16 protein-coding genes are annotated in these 21,873 nt (G+C 72.6%); 6 read left to right on the forward strand and 10 right to left on the reverse strand.

Going from position 1 to position 21,873, the window contains the following annotated elements:
- The first annotated feature begins 13 nt into the window (after positions 1 to 13).
- From ACFVIU_RS29065 to ACFVIU_RS29075, 3 genes are all read left to right on the forward strand, one after another.
- On the forward strand, positions 14 to 1,669 hold the full coding sequence (locus ACFVIU_RS29065; RefSeq protein WP_385846112.1) for an alpha-keto acid decarboxylase family protein: 1,656 nt from the start codon (positions 14 to 16) through the stop codon (positions 1,667 to 1,669).
- A gap of 35 nt (positions 1,670 to 1,704) precedes the next feature.
- Complete coding sequence (locus tag ACFVIU_RS29070; protein WP_385846113.1) at positions 1,705 to 3,141, forward strand: SMI1/KNR4 family protein; 1,437 nt, start codon at positions 1,705 to 1,707, stop codon at positions 3,139 to 3,141.
- A 160-nt stretch (positions 3,142 to 3,301) separates the two neighbouring features.
- A complete protein-coding gene (locus tag ACFVIU_RS29075; RefSeq protein ID WP_385846115.1) occupies positions 3,302 to 4,648 on the forward strand; it encodes an amidase in 1,347 nt (448 codons plus the stop codon).
- Between the two features lie 24 nt (positions 4,649 to 4,672).
- On the opposite strand, the gene ACFVIU_RS29080 is transcribed toward ACFVIU_RS29075, so the two are convergent.
- Positions 4,673 to 5,767, reverse strand: coding sequence for a serine hydrolase domain-containing protein (locus ACFVIU_RS29080; RefSeq protein ID WP_385846117.1), 1,095 nt, complete (start codon positions 5,765 to 5,767; stop codon positions 4,673 to 4,675).
- A 96-nt stretch (positions 5,768 to 5,863) separates the two neighbouring features.
- Between ACFVIU_RS29080 and ACFVIU_RS29085 the strand changes: the two genes are divergently transcribed.
- Positions 5,864 to 6,640, forward strand: a complete 777-nt coding sequence (locus ACFVIU_RS29085; RefSeq protein ID WP_385846118.1) for a MerR family DNA-binding transcriptional regulator — start codon at positions 5,864 to 5,866, stop codon at positions 6,638 to 6,640.
- Between the two features lie 51 nt (positions 6,641 to 6,691).
- Here ACFVIU_RS29085 and ACFVIU_RS29090 read toward each other — a convergent pair whose 3' ends face one another.
- The 8 genes from ACFVIU_RS29090 to ACFVIU_RS29125 all read right to left on the reverse strand — a co-directional run bounded on the left by ACFVIU_RS29090 (position 6,692) and on the right by ACFVIU_RS29125 (position 16,807).
- On the reverse strand, positions 6,692 to 7,177 hold the full coding sequence (locus ACFVIU_RS29090) for a GNAT family N-acetyltransferase (protein ID WP_385846119.1): 486 nt from the start codon (positions 7,175 to 7,177) through the stop codon (positions 6,692 to 6,694).
- 60 nt (positions 7,178 to 7,237) lie between these two features.
- On the reverse strand, positions 7,238 to 7,411 hold the full coding sequence (locus ACFVIU_RS29095; protein ID WP_385846121.1) for a hypothetical protein: 174 nt from the start codon (positions 7,409 to 7,411) through the stop codon (positions 7,238 to 7,240).
- 375 nt (positions 7,412 to 7,786) lie between these two features.
- Positions 7,787 to 9,280: an SDR family NAD(P)-dependent oxidoreductase gene (locus ACFVIU_RS29100; protein WP_385846122.1), complete on the reverse strand. Its 1,494-nt coding sequence runs from the start codon at positions 9,278 to 9,280 to the stop codon at positions 7,787 to 7,789.
- Positions 9,281 to 9,475: 195 nt separating this feature from the next.
- The gene (locus ACFVIU_RS29105) at positions 9,476 to 10,807 is read right to left on the reverse strand and encodes a wax ester/triacylglycerol synthase family O-acyltransferase (protein ID WP_385846124.1); all 1,332 of its coding nucleotides are present in this window, start codon (positions 10,805 to 10,807) and stop codon (positions 9,476 to 9,478) included.
- 142 nt (positions 10,808 to 10,949) lie between these two features.
- Positions 10,950 to 13,271 (reverse strand): GH92 family glycosyl hydrolase, encoded by a 2,322-nt coding sequence (locus tag ACFVIU_RS29110; protein WP_385846125.1) that lies wholly within the window; start codon positions 13,269 to 13,271, stop codon positions 10,950 to 10,952.
- A 320-nt stretch (positions 13,272 to 13,591) separates the two neighbouring features.
- The gene (gene glgC / locus ACFVIU_RS29115; protein ID WP_385846126.1) at positions 13,592 to 14,812 is read right to left on the reverse strand and encodes a glucose-1-phosphate adenylyltransferase; all 1,221 of its coding nucleotides are present in this window, start codon (positions 14,810 to 14,812) and stop codon (positions 13,592 to 13,594) included.
- Positions 14,813 to 14,862: 50 nt separating this feature from the next.
- Positions 14,863 to 16,014: a glycogen synthase gene (gene glgA, locus ACFVIU_RS29120; RefSeq protein WP_385846127.1), complete on the reverse strand. Its 1,152-nt coding sequence runs from the start codon at positions 16,012 to 16,014 to the stop codon at positions 14,863 to 14,865.
- 40 nt (positions 16,015 to 16,054) lie between these two features.
- A complete protein-coding gene (locus ACFVIU_RS29125) occupies positions 16,055 to 16,807 on the reverse strand; it encodes a (2Fe-2S)-binding protein (protein WP_385846128.1) in 753 nt (250 codons plus the stop codon).
- A 269-nt stretch (positions 16,808 to 17,076) separates the two neighbouring features.
- On the opposite strand from ACFVIU_RS29125, the gene ACFVIU_RS29130 reads away from it, so the two are divergent.
- Entirely contained in the window at positions 17,077 to 18,231 is a 1,155-nt protein-coding gene (locus ACFVIU_RS29130; protein WP_385846130.1) for a DMT family transporter, read from the forward strand.
- Here the strand turns inward: ACFVIU_RS29130 and ACFVIU_RS29135 are convergent.
- Complete coding sequence (locus ACFVIU_RS29135) at positions 18,221 to 19,348, reverse strand: transglycosylase family protein (protein WP_385846131.1); 1,128 nt, start codon at positions 19,346 to 19,348, stop codon at positions 18,221 to 18,223. The genes ACFVIU_RS29130 and ACFVIU_RS29135 overlap by 11 nt on opposite strands.
- 272 nt (positions 19,349 to 19,620) lie before the next feature.
- Between ACFVIU_RS29135 and gndA the strand changes: the two genes are divergently transcribed.
- The gene (gene gndA, locus ACFVIU_RS29140) at positions 19,621 to 21,060 is read left to right on the forward strand and encodes an NADP-dependent phosphogluconate dehydrogenase (protein ID WP_385846133.1); all 1,440 of its coding nucleotides are present in this window, start codon (positions 19,621 to 19,623) and stop codon (positions 21,058 to 21,060) included.
- The last annotated feature ends 813 nt before the right edge of the window (positions 21,061 to 21,873 follow it).

The following is a 21,873-nucleotide window of genomic DNA, read 5'->3' on the forward strand; positions in this document are numbered from 1 at the left end:
GAGGTGTTCCGCCATGAACGAGGGCTGCACTGTAGGACGATACCTGGTGGACCGCCTGCGCCAGCTCGGTCTGGAGCACCTGTTCGCCATCGCGGGCGACTACTCGATAGAGTGGCTGAACCGGTATGTCGCGCCCAACGGAATCGACATCGTCGAGGAAGTCAACGAGGTGAACGCCGGTTATGCGGCGGACGGCTATGCAAGGATGAAGGGAATCGGCGCCCTCTGCGTCACCTACTCCGCGGGGGCACTGTGTGCCGTGAACGCTGTCGCCGGCGCGTATGTCGAGAAGGTGCCGCTGGTGCTGATCAACGGCACACCGAGCGTCAAGAAGACCATCACCTTCGAGCAGACCGGCTTCAGTGCGCATCACTTCATCAGCGGACGCCAGACGGATCTTCAGTCGTTCGAGCACCTGACGGTCGCGGCCATACGGATCGACAATCCGGACCTCGCGCCGACGTTGATAGATTACGCGCTGACCCAGTGCATCAGCGAGCGGCGTCCGATCTATATCGAGCTGCTCCAGGACATGGTCGACCTGGAGTGCGAGCAGCCGAGAGGTGAGCTGAAGCCGGCCAGGATCCTGTCGGACGAGACCAGCCTGCAACAGTCGGTGGACAGGATCTGCGCACGGCTCGAAAGCGCCGAGAACCCGCTCATCTGGCTCGGTGTGGAGATCGACCGGTTCGGCCTCCAGGACAAGGCCCTGAGTCTGATCCACCAACTCAATATCCCGTTCGTCACGGAACTCCTGAGCAAGGCGGTCGTCTCCGAGGACGACGGGCTGTTCGTCGGCGTGCTCGACGGCCAGGCGTCCTCGACGGCCGTGACGACTCTGGCCGACCAGTCCGACTTCATTCTGGCCCTCGGCGTGTGGCTGACGGACATCAACTCGCTGGGCTGGGACCCGGACTATGACAAGACGGCGTTCGCGTCGTTCGACGCGGTCAAGTTCGGAACCTTTTTCGGTGGCCAGGTCGCGCTCGAGCACCTGGTCGACGACATCCTGGCGAGGCAGATCGAACGCAGAGAGCGGAAGCTCCCGGACAAGCCGGCGCACAGCGTGCCGACCGGGGGCGATACCGACGTCATCACGTACCAGGGGTTCTACACCTACATCCAGCAGTACGTCGACACGAACACCATCGTCAGCGCCGACGCGAGCATGAACTATTTCGGGAGCCTGCTGCTCGATGTGCCCAGGCCGAGAGGGTTCGTCGTACAGTCGTCGTACTCGTCGATCGGCTACAGCGGGCCGGCCGCGACGGGGATCTGCCTGGCGAAGGGCCCCGAACAGAGGGTCCTGGTCTTCTCGGGTGACGGCGGCTTCCAGATGACCGCCCAATGCCTCTCGACACAGACCCGGTTCGGGCTCGACCCGATCATCTTCGTCATCGACAACGGCGTCTACGCCGTGGAGCAGTGGCTCGCCGACGCAGGGGTGTTCCATTCCGACGAGCCGTTCTACAAGCCCTGCCTGCTGCACCGGTGGAGGTACAGCAAACTGGCAGAGGTCTTCGGCTGCCGGGGGTGGGAAGTGGGGACGTACGGCGAGTTGCGGGATGCCGTGACGGGCGCGCTGGAGAACACCGACGGCCCGTCCCTCATCCAGGTGCATGTGCCCGACAAGACGATCCCCGACAATGCGAACTGGAAGGCCCATTGACGGGTGCCAGGGCAGCCTCGTACTACGGTCGGAGCATGGTTGATCGGATCCCTCCCCCGCCTTCCCCGGCTTCCCCGGCGTCCTCCGCCTCGCTCCACGACTTCGCGACCTGGACGCCCGTGCTGCGGCTGCTGCGGGGCAGCGCTGCGGCCGGGCAGGACGCGGCCGGTCTCCGCGTCGCGGGGAACATAGGCCGGCACGGCTGGAGTCTGCCCGTGCGGCACCGGCGGCGGCCGGGCCGGGCCGCGCAGTACGAGGACATGCGCGAGGAGGTCGAGGCCGTGGAGCGGGTGCAGGGCGCGCTCGCGGAAGCCGGCATCGGTGACATCTCGTTCACGGCGCAGACGGCACCGGACGGCAGGACGGTACTGCGGCTGCTCGCCCCCAGTCCGGCCGTGGAGCCCGGCCTCGGCAGGCCGCATCCGGGGGCGCTCGTGCTGGTCGAGGGCGCCGTGCCCGAGCCGTGGCGCCGCGGACCCGAACCGGTGCCGGGGGCGGTGCCGGCCCCGTCCGCCGACGTACGGCTCCTGCACCGCACGCTCCGCGAGCGGCTGCCCGGCGCCGTCGGCGCGACGGAGGAGGAGATCGCGGCGGCCGAAGCGCGCCTTTGCATCGCCCTGCCCGAGGAGCTGAAGGCGCTCTACCGGGTGACCCGGGCCCGCTGGGAGGACTGGGGTGACGACGACGAGGCGGCGGAACGCGAGTGCAGAGCGGTCGGCTGCGAACTCTTCCCGCTCGACGACCTCTACGTCGCCGTCGCGTCGTCCCGGCGCTGCCCCTGGCGGTTCGCGGCCAAGGAAGCGGTCGTCACCCCGCCGGACGCCGCCGTGCAGGGCCTGGTCGGCTCCCCCGGCTGGATCGTGTTCGGGGACAACGGCGGCGGCGACCGGCTGGCCGTCGATCTGACGCCCGGCCCACGCGGCCACCTGGGGCAGATCATCATGATCGGCCATGAGGAGAACATCGGCGCCGCACTGATCGCCGACTCGCTGACCGATCTGGTGCTGGGCCGGCACGTCGAGCACGGCAGAGGCTCGCAAGGTACGGGCGGGCCGGAGGCGGTGGCGTACGTCAACAGCAGTGGCGTTGGCGTGCCCGGTGTCGAGGCCGCCGCGCACCCCGGCCTGGAGGTCCTGTCCATCGGGGTGTGGGACGCCGAACCGCTCAGCCTGGCCCCGGTCGTCGGGCTGCCCCGGCTGCGGACCCTCACCGCCTACCCCGGCACGCTGGCCGATCCGCTGGAGATCGCCGCTCTCACCGGGCTGGAGTTCCTGGAACTCGGTCCCGCGGACTGGCGCCGCCTCCTGGATGCCGAAGCCGTGCCGCGCACCCTGTCGGCCGCCGCCGTCTCGGTGTACGGCACCGAGGATCCGCTGCCGGTCGTGGCGCTCGCCAATGAACTGCTGGCCCTGTGGGACCGGCCCCCGATCATCCAGACCGCCCTCGAAGGAGACCTCGGGCCGCTGCCGTGATGGCGCGGGGCGCGCAGCAGCGAGACCCGGACCGTGGTGGTCGTACCCCGCCCACCGGGTCCGCGGACGGTACGCCCGCCCGCCTCTCGACGTGGCGGCGCGGAGGCGGCACAGTTCTCCCTGCACCGTGCTTGATACCAGCGAGTAGTCGAGGAGTGCCGTGGGGAACTGGGCCGGGCGGAGCGCCATCGAGATCGCCGACGCCGTGCGCGGGAAGCGGGTCACGCCCCGGGAGGTGGTGGCCGAGCACCTCGCGCGGATCGAGCGGCTCGACGGACGGATCGAGGCGTTCCGGAAGGTCCGCGGCGCGGCGGCGCTCGCCGAGGCGGACGAGGTGGCCGCCCGTTCCGACCTCGCCGAACTGCCGCTCGCCGGTGTGCCGGTGGCGGTGAAGGACAATCTGGCCGTGCGCGGTGAGGCGTGCCGGAACGGCTCGGCCGCCACCGCCGACACACCGGCCGCCGAGGACCATGTCACGGTGGCCCGGCTGCGGGCCGCCGGTGCGGTCGTGGTGGGTCTGACGAACGTGCCCGAGCTGTGTGTCTTCGGCACCACGGAGGGGGTGTACGGCACCACGCGCAATCCGTGGGATCCCTCCCGTACGGCGGGCGGTTCCTCCGGGGGCAGCGCGGCCGCGGTGGCCGCGGGGCTGGTGCCGCTGGCGCTCGGCAACGACGGCATGGGCTCGCTGCGCATCCCGGCCGCCAACTGCGGCCTGGTGACGCTGAAGCCGGGACACGGGGTGCTGCCGGCGGGGATCGGCAACGGCGACTGGTTCGGTATGTCGGAGAACGGTCCGCTGGCCACGACGGTGGCGGATCTGCGGCTGATGCTCGGTGTGCTGGGCGGCACGGACGTCCCGGCGGCGGACGAGCCGGCCCGTCTGACGATCGCCGTGGGGCTGCGCAGTCCGCTCGCCGGGGTGCGCGTGAGCCGCCCGTACACGACCGCGGTGCGGCAGGCGGCGGGGCTGCTGGCGCGGGCCGGGCACCGGGTGCGGCGGGCCGAGCCGCCGTACCCGCTGTCGTTGGGCGTGACCTCGCTCCAGCACTGGACGGCGGGTACGGCGGTGGACGCGGCGGCGCTGGATCCGGCGCGGCTGGCCCCGCGGACCCGGGTGCACGCGGCGGTGGGCCGGCGGTTCGTCCGCACGGTGCGCACCGGCGACGGCCGGGAGCGGCTGCGGAACCGGCTGCTGCCGTTCCTGACCGAGCACGACGTGCTGCTCACCCCGGCGCTGGCCCGGCGTTCCCCGCAGGCCGGGCCGTGGCACCAGCACGGCTGGCTGCGCAATGTGCTGGCCAACACGGCGTACTCGCCGTTCACCCCGCCGTGGAACCTGACGGGCTGGCCCGCGATGTCCGTCCCCTTCGGCACCCTGCCCTCGGGCGCACCGTGCGCCGTCCAGCTCGTCGGCCGCCCGGGCACGGAAGCCACCCTGCTGGCCGTGGCGGAGGAGCTGGAGCGGCTGCACCCCTGGCGGCGGACGGCGCCGGTGGCGGGCTAGCGGCGCCGTCCCGGGGACGCCCCCCTAGGCGAACACCGCCTTGACCAGGGTCTGCTTCACCTTCTCGAACGTCCCGGCCATGGTGGGCAGGTCCATTTCGGCGTCCCCGGAGGTCAGCGAGCCGGTCAGGGTCTTGGTGCCGTCGGGCGTGCTGTACATCAGCGCGCCCCAGCCCCAGAACCCTCCGTTGTGGTGGAGGACGGTGCCGCCGCCGTCCAGTTCCTCCACGAACACGCCCAGTCCGTAACCCATCGTGGGGTCCGGGACGCGCATTTCGGCCAGCAGCTCGGACGGGATGAGCGTGCCGCCGTTCAGTGCGGCGAAGAACGTGTGGAGGTCCCGGCTGGTCGAGATCATGTCGCCGGCGGCGGATATCCAGGAGGGGTTGAAGCGGGTGGTGTCGATCACCTTCCACCGGCCGGCGTCGTCGTAGCCGTAGTAGCCGTGGGCGTGCGGCTCGGGGATCTCCTCGCCGGTCTCCGGCAGCAGGGTGCCCGTCAGCCGAAGCGGGCCCAGGATCAGCCGGTGCGTCTCCTCCGGCAGCGAGCGGCCGGTGACCTGCTCGATCAGCAGCCTGGCCAGGACGTAGTTGGTGTTGGAGTAGCTCCAGGCCGTCCCCGGCTCGAACCGCGCCGGCTTCGCCAGCGCGCCCCGCACCAGCTCCTCCGGCCGGTAGGTCGCATGCTGGAGGCCCGCCCACTCCTTGCCCCATCCGGCGACCACACCGGCCTCGACCGACCCGTCCTGGGAGAACTCGCCGGTGAAGTTGAACAGCCCGCTGGTGTGCTGGAGGAGCATCCGTACCGTGATCCGCCGGTCGAGCCCGAACTCGGGCAGGTGGTCGGCCACCAGGTCCTCGAGGCCGAGCCGGCCCTCGGCCACCAGCTTCAGGACGACGGTCGCGACGAAGGTCTTGGTGGCGCTGCCGACCCTGAAGTGCCCGTCGGTCGGCGGCTTCGCGGTCCGGCCCAGCTCGCTCACCCCGGCGCTGCCGACCCACTCTCCGAGTTCGTCGTTCACGCGCAGCTGCACGCCGGCGAAACCGGCGTCGACGATCTCCTGCATGGCCTTCCGCAGCTCGGGGCGGTCCTGCGCGGCGGCGGTGTTCTGCTCGCTCATGGTGATTCCCTCATCTCGCGTCGGCGGGTATGAGAGGAGCCTGGACCCTGCCCCAAGGTCAAGGTCAAGGCGACAGATGAGGGCTAGGCTCGCCCCATGGCAGACGGGCTCACGATCGGTCAGGCGGCGGCTTTCGTCGGTATCACCGTCAAGACGGTGCGGCACTACCACCGGCTCGGCCTGGTCGCCGAGCCGGAACGGGACCATTCCGGCTACCGGCGCTACGGGTCAGCCGATCTGCTGCGCCTTGTCCAGGTCAGGGCCCTGGCGGGGGCGGGCGTGCCGCTGGCCGAGATCGGCGAGCTGCTCGACGCCGAGCCCGAGCGGTTCGCCACCGCCCTGGACGACGTCCGCCGCCGGCTCACCGCACAGATCGAGGAGCTGACCGCCCGCCGCGACACCCTGCACCGGCTCGCCCACGGCGATCGGGCCCTGCTGCCCGACCGGGCCTGCGCGGTCCTGGACCGACTCGCCGAGCTCGGCTTCAGCCCCGACCACGTCACCACCCAGCGGGAGGCCCTGGTGCTGTCGCGGGCGCTGGCTCCGGAGGTCTTCGACCTCTTCCTGGTCAACCTCGAACACCGGCTCGGCGACCCCGAGTTCGTCGAGCTGACCAAGCGCGGCTGGGAGGCGCGGTCCTGGGATCCCGACGACCCGCGGATCGAGGAGCTGGCCTCCGCGGTGGCCGCCAACCTGCTGGCCGACCGCGCGCTGCTGACGATGCCGACCGTACGACGGCACCGGCCCGACGCGGCCTCCCGGTACGGCGTGGTCAACCATCATCGGGAGGACGAGGCACCGTCCATCGCACGGCTGAACACGCTGATCGAAGGGCATCTGCGCGCGGCGGGCATCGAGGTTCCGCGTCAGTGACGGACCCCAGGGCCTGTCTTTCGGATCTTGCCGGCGTCCGAAAGACAGGCCCTAGTCCAGGGCGCGGTACATGATGTGCAGACCCACCGGTCCGTGCCGGGGGTGGTCGAACGCCGCCGGGACCGTGCCGAGGACGGTGAAGCCGAGGGAGGTCCACAGGCGGACGGCGGGGTTGGTTTCCACCACGGCGTTGAAGACCATCGCGCGGTAGCCGTGCGTGCGGGCCTCGGCCAGGACGTGCTCGGCGAGGGCGCGGCCGATGCCGCGGCCGGTGTGGTCCGGGTCGACCATGAAGCCGGCGTTGGCCACGCGGGCCGCGGGTCCGCCGTAGTTGGCGGTGAGATAGGCGGAGCCGACCACGGTGCCGTCGTGGTCCTCGGCGACGTAGACGCGCTTGGCCGGGGCCATCCACAGTGCGCGGGCCGCTTCCTGGGTGGTGTCGGGGTCCCAGGAGTAGGTCTCGGCGGCGGCGACGATGCGGTGCCAGAAAGGCCAGATCCGCTGCCAGTCCTCGGCCACGGCTTCTCTGATCTGCATGGGCGTGAGTCTGTCATGTCACGCCCATGCGTGCGCCATCGTGCGGAGGTGGCCCGGGGGTCAGTCCACGCTGGGCAGGATGTGGGGTTCGGCGAGGTCGTCCTCGTAGCCGGCGAGGCGGATCGGGGCCGACCGGGCCCAGACGTCGAGGCTGCCGATCTCTCCGGGCCGCCGGCCCGTGCGCTCCGTGCGTTCCTTGGGGCGCTGTTCGGGATTCGTCTTCTCCGGTGTCACCGCGCACTCCTTATGTGTCGGGTCACCCTTGGGGCATACCGGACAGCTTGCGTTCCGGCGGTCAACGCCCGCTCAGGTCTGGATACAGGGCCAGTTCGGACGCGGTGGCGCCGGTACCTCATGCGGAGCAGGCCGTTGTCGACCGGCTCGCCCCGGGACGGACGGTGGGTGTGGGTGGGCCCCCTGACTGCTGTCCGTCCACCTCAGGTTAACCAAATGAGCGCCCCTGCGCTCGATAGGGAGCGCAAACTTGGTGTAACTATCGCGCTAAGCCCAGCCCCTCAATACCCCTCAATATGCCGCTATTTGTAACCAAGCGCAGCACATGAGGGGTCGACTGAATCACCCGTCCGGCCTACGTGTGCGAACGTCCGGTCACCACTTGCCGGGCGCGTAGTCCTTCATGAAGACGCCGTAGAGGTCCTCGCCGGCCTCGCCGCGGACGATCGGGTCGTATACGCGAGCGGCGCCGTCGACCAGGTCGAGCGGGGCGTGGAAACCTTCCTCGGCCAGCCGCAGCTTGTCGAAGTGCGGGCGCTCGTCGGTGATCCAGCCGGTGTCGACGGAGGTCATGAGGATGCCGTCGGTCCGGAACATCTCGTCGGCGCTGGTCCGCGTGACCATGTTCATGGCCGCCTTGGCGGCGTTGGTGTTGGGGTGACCGGCGCCCTTGTAGCCGCGGTTGAAGACGCCCTCCATCGCCGAGACGTTGACGACGTACGAGCGCCCGCTGGACGCCTTCCGCGCGGCCTCGGCCATCGCCGGGCGCAGCGTGCTGATGAGGATGAACGGCGCGGTGTAGTTGCACAGCTGGGTCTCGAGCAGCTCGACCGGGGAGATCTGCTCGATGGTCTGCACCCAGGTGTTGCTCTCGACGACGTCGGGGAGGAGGCCGCCGGCGTCGATGGCGGTGCCGTCCAGGTGCCGGGCGACGCTGGCGTTGCCCGCGACCAGGGCGAGGTCGGCGACCTTCTGCGCCTCCAGGCCGCTGGTGCCGACGGGCAGCGCGGCGATGCCGTCGACGGCGCCGGAGTTGAAGGCGCCGATGACCTGGTGGGCGGGGAGTTCACCGGCGGGCAGCGGGGCGTTCTCGCCCTCGACCAGGGCCGCGTAGGCGGAGGGCAGCCGGCGCACGGTCTGGGTGGCGTTGTTGATCAGGATGTCGAGCGGGCCGGCCTCGGCGACCTGCTCGGACAGGGCCACGGCCTGCGCCGGGTCGCGCAGGTCGATGCCGACGACCTCCAGCCGGTGCAGCCAGTCCGCCGAGTCCTCCATCGCCTTGAACCGGCGGATGGCGTCCTTGGGGAAGCGCGTGGTGATGGTGGTGTGCGCGCCGTCCCGCAGCAGCCGCAGCGCGATGTACATGCCGATCTTGGCGCGGCCGCCGGTGAGCAGGGCGCGCTTGCCGGTGAGGTCGGCGCGGGCGTCCCGCTTGGTCCGGTTCAGCCGGGCGCACTCGGGACAGAGCTGGTGGTAGAAGTAGTCGACCTCGACATAGCGGGTCTTGCAGGTGTAGCAGGAGCGCGGGCGCTGGAGTATGCCCGCGATCCTTCCCTCCTCGACCTTGGAGGAGGGCAGGATGCCCTCGGTCTCGTCGTCGATGCGCTCGGCGGAGCCGGTGGCGGTGGCCTCGGTGACCGCCTTGTCGTGCGCGGTCTTGGCGGCCCGGCGCTCCTGGCGGCGGCGCTGCTTCACCGTGCGGTAGATGTGCGAGGTGGCCCGGCGCACCGTGATGGCGTCGGGGTGGTCCACGTCGAGCCGGTCCAGCTCCTCCAGCACGCTCAGGCAGACGGCGAGCCGCTCCGGGTCGATACCGGGGCCGTAGACGACCTCGTCCATGGCCGTGGGGCCGTCTTCTGTCACCGTCATCGCGCTGCCGCTTCCCTGATCACCCGCGCAGCGCTCCGACTCGCGCCCGCTTTCGAACGCTGAATTTTACGAAGCGGTGGGCCCGGCCACCAAACCCGTGATCAGAACCGGGTCTGCCGGGGCTTTTTTGGGGCTGGTGGGGCCTTTGGGGCTGGTGGGGCGGACCGGCTCCGCCCCACCTCCCGCCATCGTGGCTCAGGCCTGGCAGGCCACCAGCAGCGACCCGACCTCCTCCACCACCGCCCGCGCGAACACGTCCAGGTCCGGCACGGCCTGTGCGTCGGCGACCAGGCCGTAGTGGACCCGGCCGCGGTAGGTGGAGATCGCCACCGCCAGGGACTGCCCGGGCGCGAGCGGCGCCAGCGGATACACCTCGGCCAGTTCGTGGCCCCCGAGCCGGAGCCCGGTCCCCGGCAGCGGCACGCTGGTGACGAGGATGTCGAACCACAGCCGGGCGGCCTGGCCGACCAGCGGGCCGCCGAGCCGGTGGCCGAGCGCGGGGACATGGTCGGCGAGCAGGGCGACGGCACCCGCGCCCCGGTCGGGGCCCGCGTCCTTGTTCCGGACCATCGCGGCCCGCACGGCACCGAGGCGGTGGAGCGGGTCGGGTTCGTCCACCGGCAGCGGTATCAGGTAGCCGGAGAGCCGGTTGCCCTGCGGCTGCGCGGTGCGCGGGCGGCGCCGCGAGACGGGGATCAGGGCGCGGGGCGCCACCCCTTTGCTGCCGTCGCCGCGCTCGTCCAGCCAGCGGCGCAGCGCACCGGCGACGACGGCGATGAGGACGTCGTTCACGGTGCCGCCGACGGTCTTGCGCACCCGGTGCACATCGTCGATGTCGAGGACGACCCCGGCGGTGCGGCGGGTGCCGCTGGGTGGGGAGGTGAGCGCGGAGGTCGGGCGCATGCCGAGGGTCGAGCGGGCCAGCGAGGCGCCGATGTCCAGGGCCCGGCCGACGTCGGACAGGGCGCCCCTGACCAGCTCGGGGACGAGTCCGGGCAGCCGGCGCACGTCGGCCAGCAGGCCGCGTGGCGGTTCGATGGCCCGGGGTGGGCGCTCGGGCAGGTCGATGGGGTCCAGGACGCCGGCGGCGAGCTTGAGCGCGCGCAGCCCGTCGGCGAGCGCGTGGTGGAACTTGAACAGCACCGCGAAGGACACCCCGTCCTCGCCGGGCAGTACGTGCGCCTCCCACGGTGGCCGGCCGCGCTCCAGCGGGCGCTCCATCAGCCGGCCGGCGACCGCCTGGAAGTCGCCGGTGGGGGCGTGCAGCCGGACGTGGTGCAGCGGGTCGAAGTCCGGGTCGGGTTCCCGGGCGGCGGCGCCGAAGGCGAGCGGCTGCCAGACGTCCCGGATGCGCATGCGCAGCCCGGGGACGGCGGCGGCGCGGGCGGCGAGCAGGTCGGCGGCGTGCGCTCCCGCGGTCGGCGAGTGCGCGCCGAAGACACCGAGCGCACCGAGGTGCATCGGGTGCCGGTCGGACTCCATGTTCCAGAACGCCAGGTCGAGGGGAGCGAGCAGATCGGAAGTCAAGGGCTTGCCTCACACGTCGGCGACGGATGCACAGCAGTCAATCCCTGTCCGCCGATTACGGTCAAGTACGATCAAGTTACGCACCGTTAACGGCGGATTAAGTCCCGCCCCTGGAACGGGGCGGAACTCGGCAAACAGCTGGTCACCTCAGTACGGGCGGGGCCGCCTCGGGTGACGTACCCCACTCGGACGGGCGCGGGCCGACCGTGAACGCGAGGGAGCGCAGCGAGCGCAGCGCGCCCGTCGTCACATAGGTCCGTGCCTGCGGCCGTCCGTCGGCGCGCACGTCCTGGATGTAGCGGTCGGCGGCGGAGGTGCCGGGCGCCGTGACCGTCAGCCGGCCGCTCGGCCACCAGCGGCGGTCGAGGGCGAGGTCGACCCGGTCGAAGACCGGGGTGGACAGGCCCCAGGTGTCGTAGCCGGGCTGGATCGGGAACAGGCCGATGGACGACAACACGTTCCACGCGGACATCGTGCCGAGGTCGTCGTTGCCGGTCATGCCGGTGGGACCGTCGGTGAACAGGGTCAGGGCCGCGTGCACGACATCGGTGGTCTTCCAGGGCCGGCCGGTGGCCAGGTAGGTGTACGGCGCGATGAGGTCGGGCTCGTTCATCGGGTTGTACACGGCCGCGTTGTAGTAGGCGTACGGGTCTCCGTGCACCCACACCTCGCGGGCGGTGCGCGCCGGGTCGGCGAGCAGCCGGTCGTAGGCGAAGAAGCGGTCGAGGCGCTGGTTCGCGGCGCTCCTGCCGCCGATCAGGTCGATCATGCCGGGCAGGTCCTGCGGGACGAGCCACTGGTACTGCCAGGGCGTGCCCTCGTGGAAGCCGGTCCCGCGGGCCGGGTCGGCCGGGCCGGTGAAGGCGCCGGAGGCGTCGCGCGCCCGGAAGAAGCCGGTGGCCGGGTCGAAGACGTTCCGGTAGTTGCGCGACCGGGCCGCGTACCGCGCGGCGTCCCCCTCGTGGCCGAGACCGCGGGCCATCTGGGCGAGCATCGCGTCGGCGAGGGCGTACTCCAGGGTGACCGAGCCGCCGTGGTGGTAGTCGGAGTCGCCCATCTTGGCGTACGGGCGGTCCTTGATGTACGGCGCGAACCCGTGCTCGATGTACTCGGCGTTGGCCTCGCGGCCGATGCCCGGGTAGTCGGCGGGCGGCACCCCGTCGGCGTTCTTCCGGAGCACGCGGTAGGCCCGCTCCTCGAACCCCTTGAGCAGGCCCGTCTGGTAGGCGGTGGTCAGGAAGGGGGTGACCGGGTCCCCGCTCATCACGTTCGTCTCGACCGGCCCGTACCCCCACTTGGGCAGCCAGCCGCCGTCCTCGTCGACCGCGAGCAGCGACCGGGCCATGTCCCGGGTCTCGCGCGGCGCGAGCAGCGCGAGCAGCTGGACCTGGGTGCGGTAGGTGTCCCACAGCGACCAGTTCTGGTAGTACGTGTAGCCGTCCGCGTGATGGGTGCGGCGGTCCCAGCCGGTGTAGCGGCCGTCGGCGTCGCTGCCGACGTTCGGCGCCAGGAACGACCGGTACAGCGAGGAGTAGAAGGTACGGCGCAGGGTGCCCGTGCCGCCCTGGACCCGCACGGCGGAGAGCCGCCGCTCCCACTGCCCGCGCGCCCGTTCGCGCACGGCGTCGAAGGAACGCCCGCCCTCGGCGCGCAGATTGGTGGCGGCGCCGCGCGCGTCGACGTACGACAGCGCGGTGGTCGCCTCGACGGTGCGGTCCCGGGTGGTGTCGAAGCGGACGTAGGCGCCGCCCGTCCCGCTGCGCGCGCCCGGGGTGACGGCCGGGCCGTCCCAGGTGCCGTACGCCGTGAAGGGCCGGTTGAAGCGGGTGATGGTGTACACGGTGTACGGGCCGGTGTCCCGGCAGAAGCCGTGGCCGGTGATCTCCGTGCGCACGGTGCGGTCGTCGAGGATCTCGACCCTGCTGCCGCCCGGCTTGTGCAGTGCCTGGGCCGCGTTCAGCAGGACGTTGGCCTTGTCGGTGGCGGGGAAGGTGTAGCGCTGCACGCCGGTGCGCGCGGTCGCGGTCAGTTCGGCGCGGATGCCGGAGGCGAGGCCGACGCGGTAGTAGCCGGGGCTCGCCTCCTCGTCCCGGTGCGAGAAGGCGGCCGCGTACCGGGCGGCGTCCGTCTGGGTGACCTCGCCGGTGGTGGGCAGGACGGGCAGGTCGCCGCCGATCCGGCAGCCGACGCCGGAGAGGTGGACGAGGGAGAAGCCGCGGATGCGGTCCTGGGTGTAGTCGTAGCCGGTGCTGTGCCCGGTGTCCGGGGAGAGTTGGACCATGCCGAAGGGCACGGCCGCGCCCGGGAAGGTGTTGCCCTCGTTCTGGCTCCCGATGAAGGGGTTCACCAGGTCGGCGAGGTGGCCGTCGGTCCGCTCGGCGGCCCGTGCGGCGGGGGTGGCGATCAGCGCGGACGCTGCCATCACCCCGGCCAGGCACAGCCGTGTGCGCCGGGTCCCTCTCATGTCGGATGACCTCCGGAGGTTCGACATCGTTGCCTGCATCCTGAGGGCCGGGCGGCGCAAACCCGGGCAACCGACAGGAATCACACGGAACGCGTCGCCCGCACCGGGCGCGCCCATGGCGAGACAACCTCCGTACGCACGGGACCTGAGCCCCGCGAGGAACCACCCGAACATGCCGCAGCCGCCGCCCAGTTGGGCCCGGGAGGACCGTGCGGAACTCCCCGGTCCGGACGCGGCACACGGGCGCGACGGCCCCACGACCGTGCTCGCCTGCCTGGCCGAACCTGCGGACCGCGGGGTGGACGGCGGCCGGCCGGGGCTCAGGGGACCCGCTGGCCCTTCCCCAGGGCGATCACCCCGCCCTTGGAGACCGTGTACAGCTCGGCGTCCCGCTCCGGGTTGACGCCGATCGTCGCGCCCGGCGGAACCTCCACGTTCTTGTCCAGGACGGCGCCCCGGACCACGGCGCCGCGGCCGATGTGCACGTTGTCGTGGAGCACCGAGCCCTGGACGACCGCGCCGGGGTCGACGCGCACCCCGGGCGAGAGCACCGAACGGGTGACCTGGCCGCGGATCAGGCAGCCCGCGCTGATGATGGACTCGCCGGCGATGCCGCCCGCGTTGAAGCGGGCCGGGGACAGCTGGCCCGAGTGGGTGTAGATGGGCCACTGGCGGTTGTAGAGGTTGAACGCGGGCCGCTCGGCGATGAGGTCCATGTGCGCCTCGTAGTAGGCGTCCAGCGTGCCCACGTCCCGCCAGTAGCCCTGGTCGCGGGTGGTCTCGCCGGGCACGTGGTTGTCCTCGAAGTCGTACAGCCCGGCCTCGCCGCGGGCGGTCAGCCGGGGCAGGATCGAGCCGCCCATGTCGTGCACGGAGCTCTCGTCCTCGGCATCCCTGTGTAGCGCATCGATCAGCGCCTTGGTGGTGAAGACGTAGTTGCCCATCGAGGCGAACACGGTTTCGGGGTCGTCGGGCAGCCCGGGCGGATCGGCGGGCTTCTCCAGGAAGCGCTCCACGGTACGGCCGTCCGAGCCCGGTGTGATCACCCCGAACGCGGAGGACTCCGCGCGCGGCACCCGGATGCCGGCGACGGTCACCCCCGCGCCGCTCTCGGCGTGCTGGGCGATCATCTGCCGCGGGTCCATGCGGTAGACGTGGTCGGCGCCGAACACGGCCACGAACTCGGGCTGTTCGTCGTGGACGAGGTTGAGGGACTGAAGGATCGCGTCGGCGCTGCCCAGGTACCAGCGCGGGCCGAGCCGCTGCTGGGCCGGGACGGGGGTGACGTAGTTGCCGAGCAGGCTGGACATCCGCCAGGTGGTGGTGATGTGCCGGTCCAGCGAGTGCGACTTGTACTGGGTCAGCACACAGATGCGCAGGATGTCGGCGTTGACGAGGTTGGACAGCACGAAGTCGACGAGCCGGTAGGTGCCGCCGAAGGTGACCGCGGGTTTGGCACGGTCGGCGGTCAACGGCATCAGGCGCTTGCCCTCCCCGCCCGCCAGCACGATCCCGAGCACCGAAGGCTTTCCACGACGCATGGCCGCTCCCCTCACCCTGCTTGAACCATGGCTGCCCCGCGCAGACGGCGCTACGCCTGCTTGAGGACGTCCTCGTAGAGCGCCGCGGTACGGCGGGCCACCGCGTCCCAGCCGAACTCCCCGGCCGCGCGCTCCCGTCCGGCCTCGCCCATCCGCCGGGCCGCGGCCGGATCGCCGAGCACGGCGTCGAGCGCCCCGGCGAGACGCGCGGGGAAGGCGTCGTCCATGTCGACCAGCACGCCCGTACGGCCGTCGTCCACCACCTCGGGTATCCCGCCGACCCGGGAGGCGACGACCGGGGTGCCACAGGCCATCGCCTCAAGGTTGACGATGCCGAGCGGCTCGTACACCGAGGGACAGACGAACACGGCGGCGTGCGTGAGGAGTTGGACCACCTCGGTGCGCGGCAGCATCTGCGGGATCCAGAACACCCCCGCGCGCACCCGGCCCAGTTCGGCGAACAGCTCCCGGAACTCCCGGTCCAGCTCCGGTGTGTCGGGCGCGCCAGCGCACAGCACTACCTGGACTCCCGGGTCGATGTCCCGTACCGCGCGCAGCAGGTGGGGAACGCCCTTCTGCCGGGTGATCCGGCCGACGAACAGGACGTACGGGCGGGTGGGGTCGATGCCGTGCCGGAGCAGGGCGTCGGTGCCGGGATGGGGCCGGTAGAGGCGGGTGTCGATGCCGTTGTGGACGACGTGGACGCGGGCCGGGTCCAGGGCGGGGTAGCACTCCAGGATGTCCGCGCGCATGGCGCCGGAGACCGCGATGACCGCGTCGGCCGCCTCCAGCGCGGTCCGCTCGGCCCAGCCGGACAGCGCGTAGCCGCCGCCGAGCTGCTCGGTCTTCCAGGGGCGCAGCGGCTCCAGCGAGTGGGCGGTCGCCACGTGCGGGACGCCGTACAGCAGCTTGGCGACATGGCCGGCGAGGTTGGCGTACCAGGTGTGGGAGTGGACGAGTTCGCGGCCCTCCAGCGCGGCGGCCATGGCGAGGTCGACCGAGAAGGTGCGCAGTGCGTCGTTCGAGCCGTCGAGGGCGGCCCAGGGGCGATGGCGTACGACGCCCACGCCGCGGCCCTCGCCCCAGCAGTGCACCTCCAGGTCGACCAGGGCGGCCAGTTCCCGGGCGAGGAACTCCACATGGACCCCGGCGCCGCCGTACACGTCCGGGGGGTACTCCCGGGTCAGCAGTCCCACTCGCACCCGACAACCCCCTGGTCTCGGCGGCAGGTTCCTCTCATGGTCACCCAGATGCGGCGCCCGGGGAAGAGCGCGGGGGCCGGGTGAAGCAGCAGTCGCCGCAGACCCCGCCGCCGGGCACCCGGTAGTACAGGCAGCAGCTGCGGCGGCGGAACGCCGTCCCGGTGCGGGTGCCGGTGGCGCGCAGCAGCGGATGGGCGAAGAGTTCCGCGGTGAGGCCCTGGGTCCTGGCGGCGAGGTCGGTACGGCCGTGGGCGCGGGCCCAGCGGTCCAGTTCCCGGGCGGTCGCGGCGAGCGCGGAGCCCGCGTTGCCCCACAGCAGGCCCGCCGCGACACCGTGACGGCCGGTCAGGGCCTGGGCCAACGGCTCCAGATGGCCGTGCAGCACGGCGTCGGCGAGGCCGGCCGCGTCCCCGGGGAGCGGGCGCACCTCGGTGAGCCACAGGTCGTCGGGGGCGGAGGCGAGCGGGTCCCAGCGCAGCAGCCGCGGGTCGAGGTCGGGCAGCCGGCCGTACCGGACGGCGCAGCCGAGGGCCGCCGACCACAGCCGGGCGGCCAGCCCCTGCTGCCCGATGGACGCGGCGACCCGCGGCTCGGTGGTGCGCAGCCGGCCGGCGACGGTGGTGACGCGCAGCGTCAGCGGGTCGCCGTACCCCGGCACCGGCACGCCCGCGTAGGCCTCGGCGAGGGTCGGCAGCGCACCGGGGTGCTCCCCCGCGGGGGCGGTGGTGCGCAGCACGAAGAAGCCGCCCAGCGGGCGGAGTGCGGCGAGTTCGGGATCGAGGTCGAGGTCCACGACAGGTACAGGTACCAGGCCGGGCGGTGGCCGCGGGCGCCGGGTCCGCGCTCACCCTTGCGGCCGCCGCATCGGTGCGGGCGGGTGAGCGGCGCGGATCCGCACCCAAAGGATGATCACCGGGCCGGTGTACTCCATCGGCAGTAGGAGGCATTGTGTGCTCAGGTACGACGACGGGAGGGGGCGCGGGCGGGCAGAGTGTGCGCCATGGAAGCCGACCGTACGCCGTGCCGGGCTCTGGGCCCACGCCCCCCGCAGGGGAGACGCCGATGAGCGCCCTCGCGTTGTCCGTGCTGCTGTCGTTCGTGTCCGCGCTCGCCTACGCGGGCGGCGCGATCGTGCAGGAGCGGGTCGCGGTGTCCTCCCCCGGCGGTGCCTGTCTGCCGCTGCGCCGGCCGGGCTGGTGGGGGGCGCTGGCGCTCAACGGCGCCGGTGGCGTGCTGCATGTCGTCGCGCTGGCCTACGGCCCGCTGAGCATCGTGCAGCCGCTCGGCGCGCTGACCATCGTGCTGGCGCTGCCGCTGGCGGCGGTGTGCGTCGGGCGCCGGGCCGGGGCGACGGCCTGGCGGGGCGCGGTCATGGCCACGGTCGGCCTCGCCGGACTGCTGTCCCTGGTCGGTTCCTCCGGCGAGCACTCCCTCGGCGCGCCGCAGCGGTTGGCCGTCGCGCTGCTCACCGGCGGGGCGGTGGCGGCGCTGCTGTGCGCGGGGCTGGCCGCGCACCGGCATCCGGCGGTCCGCAGCGTGCTGCTGGCGACCGCCGCCGGTACGGCGTTCGGCAGCTCGTCGGTGTTCACCAAGACCGCCGCCGTCGACTGGGCGAGCGGGTTAGGCGGCCGCGAGCTGTTCTGCTGCGCGGTCATCGCCCTGTTCGCCATCGCCGGTGTGCTGCTGTCGCAGGCGTCGTACCGGGGTGGTGGGCTGGCCGCCCCGCTGGCCACGCTGACCGTGGCCAACCCGGTGCTGGCCGCCGCGGTGGGCATTCTGATGTTCGGCGAGTCGTTCCGGTACGGCGCCACCGGCACCCTGCTGGCACTGGGCTGCGGGGTGCTGGCGGCGGGGGGTCTGATCATGCTGACGACGGAGCGGATCGAGGCCACCGCCGAGCCCCCGGCGGCCGTGGAGGTGCCGGTGTCCGTGGAGGTGCCGGGGCAGCGGACGGCGCCGGGGACGACAGGGGCGTCGGCCGGGCGCGGCAGGGCGGCGGACGAGCCGCACGGGCCCGCCGTACGGGAGGAGTTGCGCGTCCCGCCCCCGGGCGAGAACGGAGACTGGGACGCGAACGGGAACGGGGACGGAGGCGAGGACGGGTACGGGTACGGAGTGGACGCGGCCGACGGCGAGAAGCCGGCCGGCCGCGTATCGGGCGTGCCGTACGTCCCCGAGCCGACGCCGCCCCGACACCGGGCGCGGGTCAGATCCTGACGCCGTGGGCCCGGAGGTAGGCGAGCGGGTCGATGTCCGAGCCGAACGCGGGTCCGGTGCGCACCTCGAAGTGCAGGTGCGGGCCCGTGACATTGCCGGTGGAGCCGGAGCGGCCGATGCGCTGGCCGCCGGTGACCCGCTGGCCGACCCGCACGGAGATGGCCGACAGATGGGCGTACTGGGTGTAGCGGCCGTCGGCGTGCCGGATCTCCACCTGGTAGCCGTAGGAGCCGCCCCAGCCCGCCGCCACCACCTGCCCGGCCTCCGCCGCCCGCACCGTGGTGCCGGTCGGCACGAGGAAGTCGATGCCGGTGTGGTACCCCTTCGACCAGTGCGAGCCGGCCACCCGGTAGCCGGTGCCGATGGGCGCGTCGACCGGGGCGACGACGGTGTGGCCGGGGGTCCGGGGCCGGTGCGGGGTGGTCCTGTGCCCCGCGTGCTCCTTCTTCCCGGGTGACGTGGGGCCGGCCGTCGGGGTGCCGCGCAGGCTGAGCCGCTGCCCCGGCAGGATCAGGTCGGGATCGGCGCCGATGGTCGCGCGGTTGCCCGCGTAGAGGCCGCGCCAGCCGCCCCGGACGTGGTGGCCGTCGGCGATCCCGGAGAGGGTGTCGCCGGGCACGACCGTGTACATCTCGGCCCGTCCCGCGCGCGACTGGGGGGTGGTGTGCGGCTGTACGTCCTTCACTGAGCTGCTGCCGGCCGGGTGGGCCGCGACGGTCTCGGTGTGCGCGCCGCCGCCGTCCCTGGTCAGTCCCGCGCGCACCGAGCACACCGGCCAGGCGCCGGGTCCCTGTCCGTCGAGGACCTTCTCGGCGACGGCGATCTGCTCGCCCCGGCCGGCGAGGTCGGCGCGCGGCGCGTACCGGGTGCCGCCGTACGCCTCCCAGGTGGACTGGGTGAACTGAAGGCCCCCGTAATAGCCGTTGCCCGTGTTGATGCCCCAGTCGCCGCTGGACTCGCACGCGGCGACCTTGTTCCAGGTGGCCGCGTCGGCGGCGTCGGCGCTGCCCGCGGCGACCAGCGGGAGGGCGAGGCCGGCGCCGCCCGCGGTGACGGTCAGTGAGGCGCGGTTGATCCTGTTCGGCTGGAACCGGCGATGCCGGCCGCGTACGGCCATGTCCGATTATCCCCTCGGCATGCGTCAGGAGGGGCCACAGCCAACCACCGCGAACAGGCCATGACAAGAGAACAATCCGGCCTCGTGCGCGGTCCAAGTGGCCGGGAACGCATCCTCTTTGACCGGCTGCCCCGAAGACTGAGGCCAGAAGCGGTGCTTCCCGTATGTGTGTGGGGCGGGTCGGATGTGCGCTCGCCGGGACGGCACGCCAGGATGGGCGAGGGCCCGTACTGACGGAGCCGTAGTCACCAAGCAGCCAGGGAGCAGGCGGTATGAGCACTTCAGCGCAGATCGGCGTCACCGGCCTCGCGGTCATGGGCCGGAATCTGGCCCGGAACTTCGCGCGCAACGGCTACACGGTCGCCGTGCACAACCGTACGGCGGCGCGGACGCGGGCGCTGGTGGAGGAGTTCGGGCACGAGGGCGAGTTCGTCGCCGCCGAGACCGCCAAGGAGTTCGTGGCGGCGCTGGAGCGGCCCCGGCGTCTGGTGATCATGGTCAAGGCGGGTGAGCCGACGGACGCGGTGATCCAGGAGTTCGCGCCGCTGCTGGAGCCCGGCGACATGATCATCGACGGGGGCAACGCGCACTTCGCGGACACCCGGCGCCGGGAGCGGGAGCTGCGCGAGCACGGCATCCACTTCGTGGGCACCGGCATCTCCGGCGGCGAGGAGGGTGCGCTGCACGGGCCGAGCATCATGCCGGGCGGTTCGAAGGAGTCGTACGACTCGCTGGGCCCGATGCTGGAGAAGATCTCCGCGAAGGCCGCGGACGGCGCGCCGTGCGTGACGCACGTCGGTCCGGACGGCGCCGGGCACTTCGTGAAGATGGTCCACAACGGCATCGAGTACGCCGACATGCAGCTGATCGGCGAGGCGTACCAGCTGCTGCGGGACGTCGCCGGCTACACCCCGGCGCAGATCGCGGACATCTTCCGCACCTGGAACACCGGCCGGCTGGACTCCTACCTGATCGAGATCACCGCCGAGGTGCTGTCCCATGTGGACGCGGCGAGCGGCAAGCCGTTCGTGGACGTGGTGGTGGACCAGGCGGAGCAGAAGGGCACCGGCCGCTGGACGGTGCAGATCGCGCTCGACCTCGGGGTGCCGGTCTCCGGTATCGCGGAGGCGGTCTTCGCCCGCTCCCTGTCCGGCCACGCGGACCTGCGGGCGGCCTCGCGCGGTCTCGCCGGCCCGAAGGCGAGCGCGCTGAGCGAGGCGGAGGCGGCGGCCTTCGCGGACCGGGTGGAGCAGGCGCTGTACGCGTCCAAGATCGTGTCGTACACGCAGGGCTTCCACGAGATCGCGGCGGGCAGCGCGGAGTACGGCTGGGACATCGACCTCGGTGCGGTGTCCTCGATCTGGCGCGGCGGCTGCATCATCCGGGCGGCCTTCCTGGACCGCATCCGCGCCGCGTACGACGCCCGTGCCGACCTGCCGAGCCTGCTGTCGGACGAGACGTTCGCCCGCGAGATCGCCGAGGCGCAGGACGACTGGCGCGAGGTGCTGATCGCGGCGGTCCGCCAGGGCGTCCCCACGCCCGGCTTCGCCGCGGCCCTCGCCTACTACGACGCGCTGCGGGCCGAGCGGCTGCCTGCGGCGCTGACGCAGGGCCAGCGGGACTTCTTCGGCGCGCACACCTACCGGCGGGTGGACCGCGAGGGCGCGTTCCACACGCTGTGGGGCGACGACCGGTCCGAGGTGTCGGCGTAGGGCCCCTCGTCCGTCGGCGAAGGTCTCAGCCGAGGGGCGGTCCGGGCTCGGGGTTCGGTACGGGCTCGGGCCCCGGCGGAATGGGGGACGGCGAGGGTCCCGGGGGCGCCGGAGGCGGAGTCGGCACCGGACCCGGTTCGGGGGGCGTCGGACCGGGACCCGGTGCGGGGGGCGTGGGTTCCGGGCCGGGTCCCGGTGCAGGAGGTGTGGGTTCCGGGCCGGGGCCCGGCGGGGTGGGCTGCGGGCCCGGCTCCGGCGGCGGGACCGGGGTGGGGTACGGGTCCGGCGGGGTCGGATCCGGTCCCGGGGCGGGTCCCGGTGTGGCGGGGTCGGGGTACGGCGTGGTCATCGGGTCCTCCGGGCAATCGCTGGACATCGCCTCTGGACTACTCCCCCGCCTACCCGAGCCCCGCTCCCCCACTCACCCCGAGGCAGCATCGAAGGGGGCCGGGTGGGTGGGGGCGGTGGCCGGGGCATGGGGCCGGTGGCCGGGGAAACACGGGGCCGGAGACAGGGCCGGGACCAGCGACCGGTGATCCAGGGCGGTGGCGAACACATGGCCGGCGGCCCGGTCGGAGATCAGGGGCGGGGGCCCCGGTCGGAGATCAGGGGCCGGGGCCGAGCCGTGGACCACAGGCAGGCCGAGGCCAAGGGCCGCGAGCACAGGCCGAGAGGCCAAGGACCACGGGCGGGAACACCGGGCAGAGGCCAGGAGCCGGGGGCCGAGCCGTGGACCACAGGCAGGCCGAGGCCAAGGGCCGCGAGCACAGGCCGAGAGGCCAAGGACCACGGGCGGGAACACCGGGCAGAGGC

Origin of the sequence: Streptomyces sp. NPDC127190 (genome assembly GCF_042672505.1) — a bacterium.
Classification (GTDB): domain Bacteria; phylum Actinomycetota; class Actinomycetes; order Streptomycetales; family Streptomycetaceae; genus Streptomyces.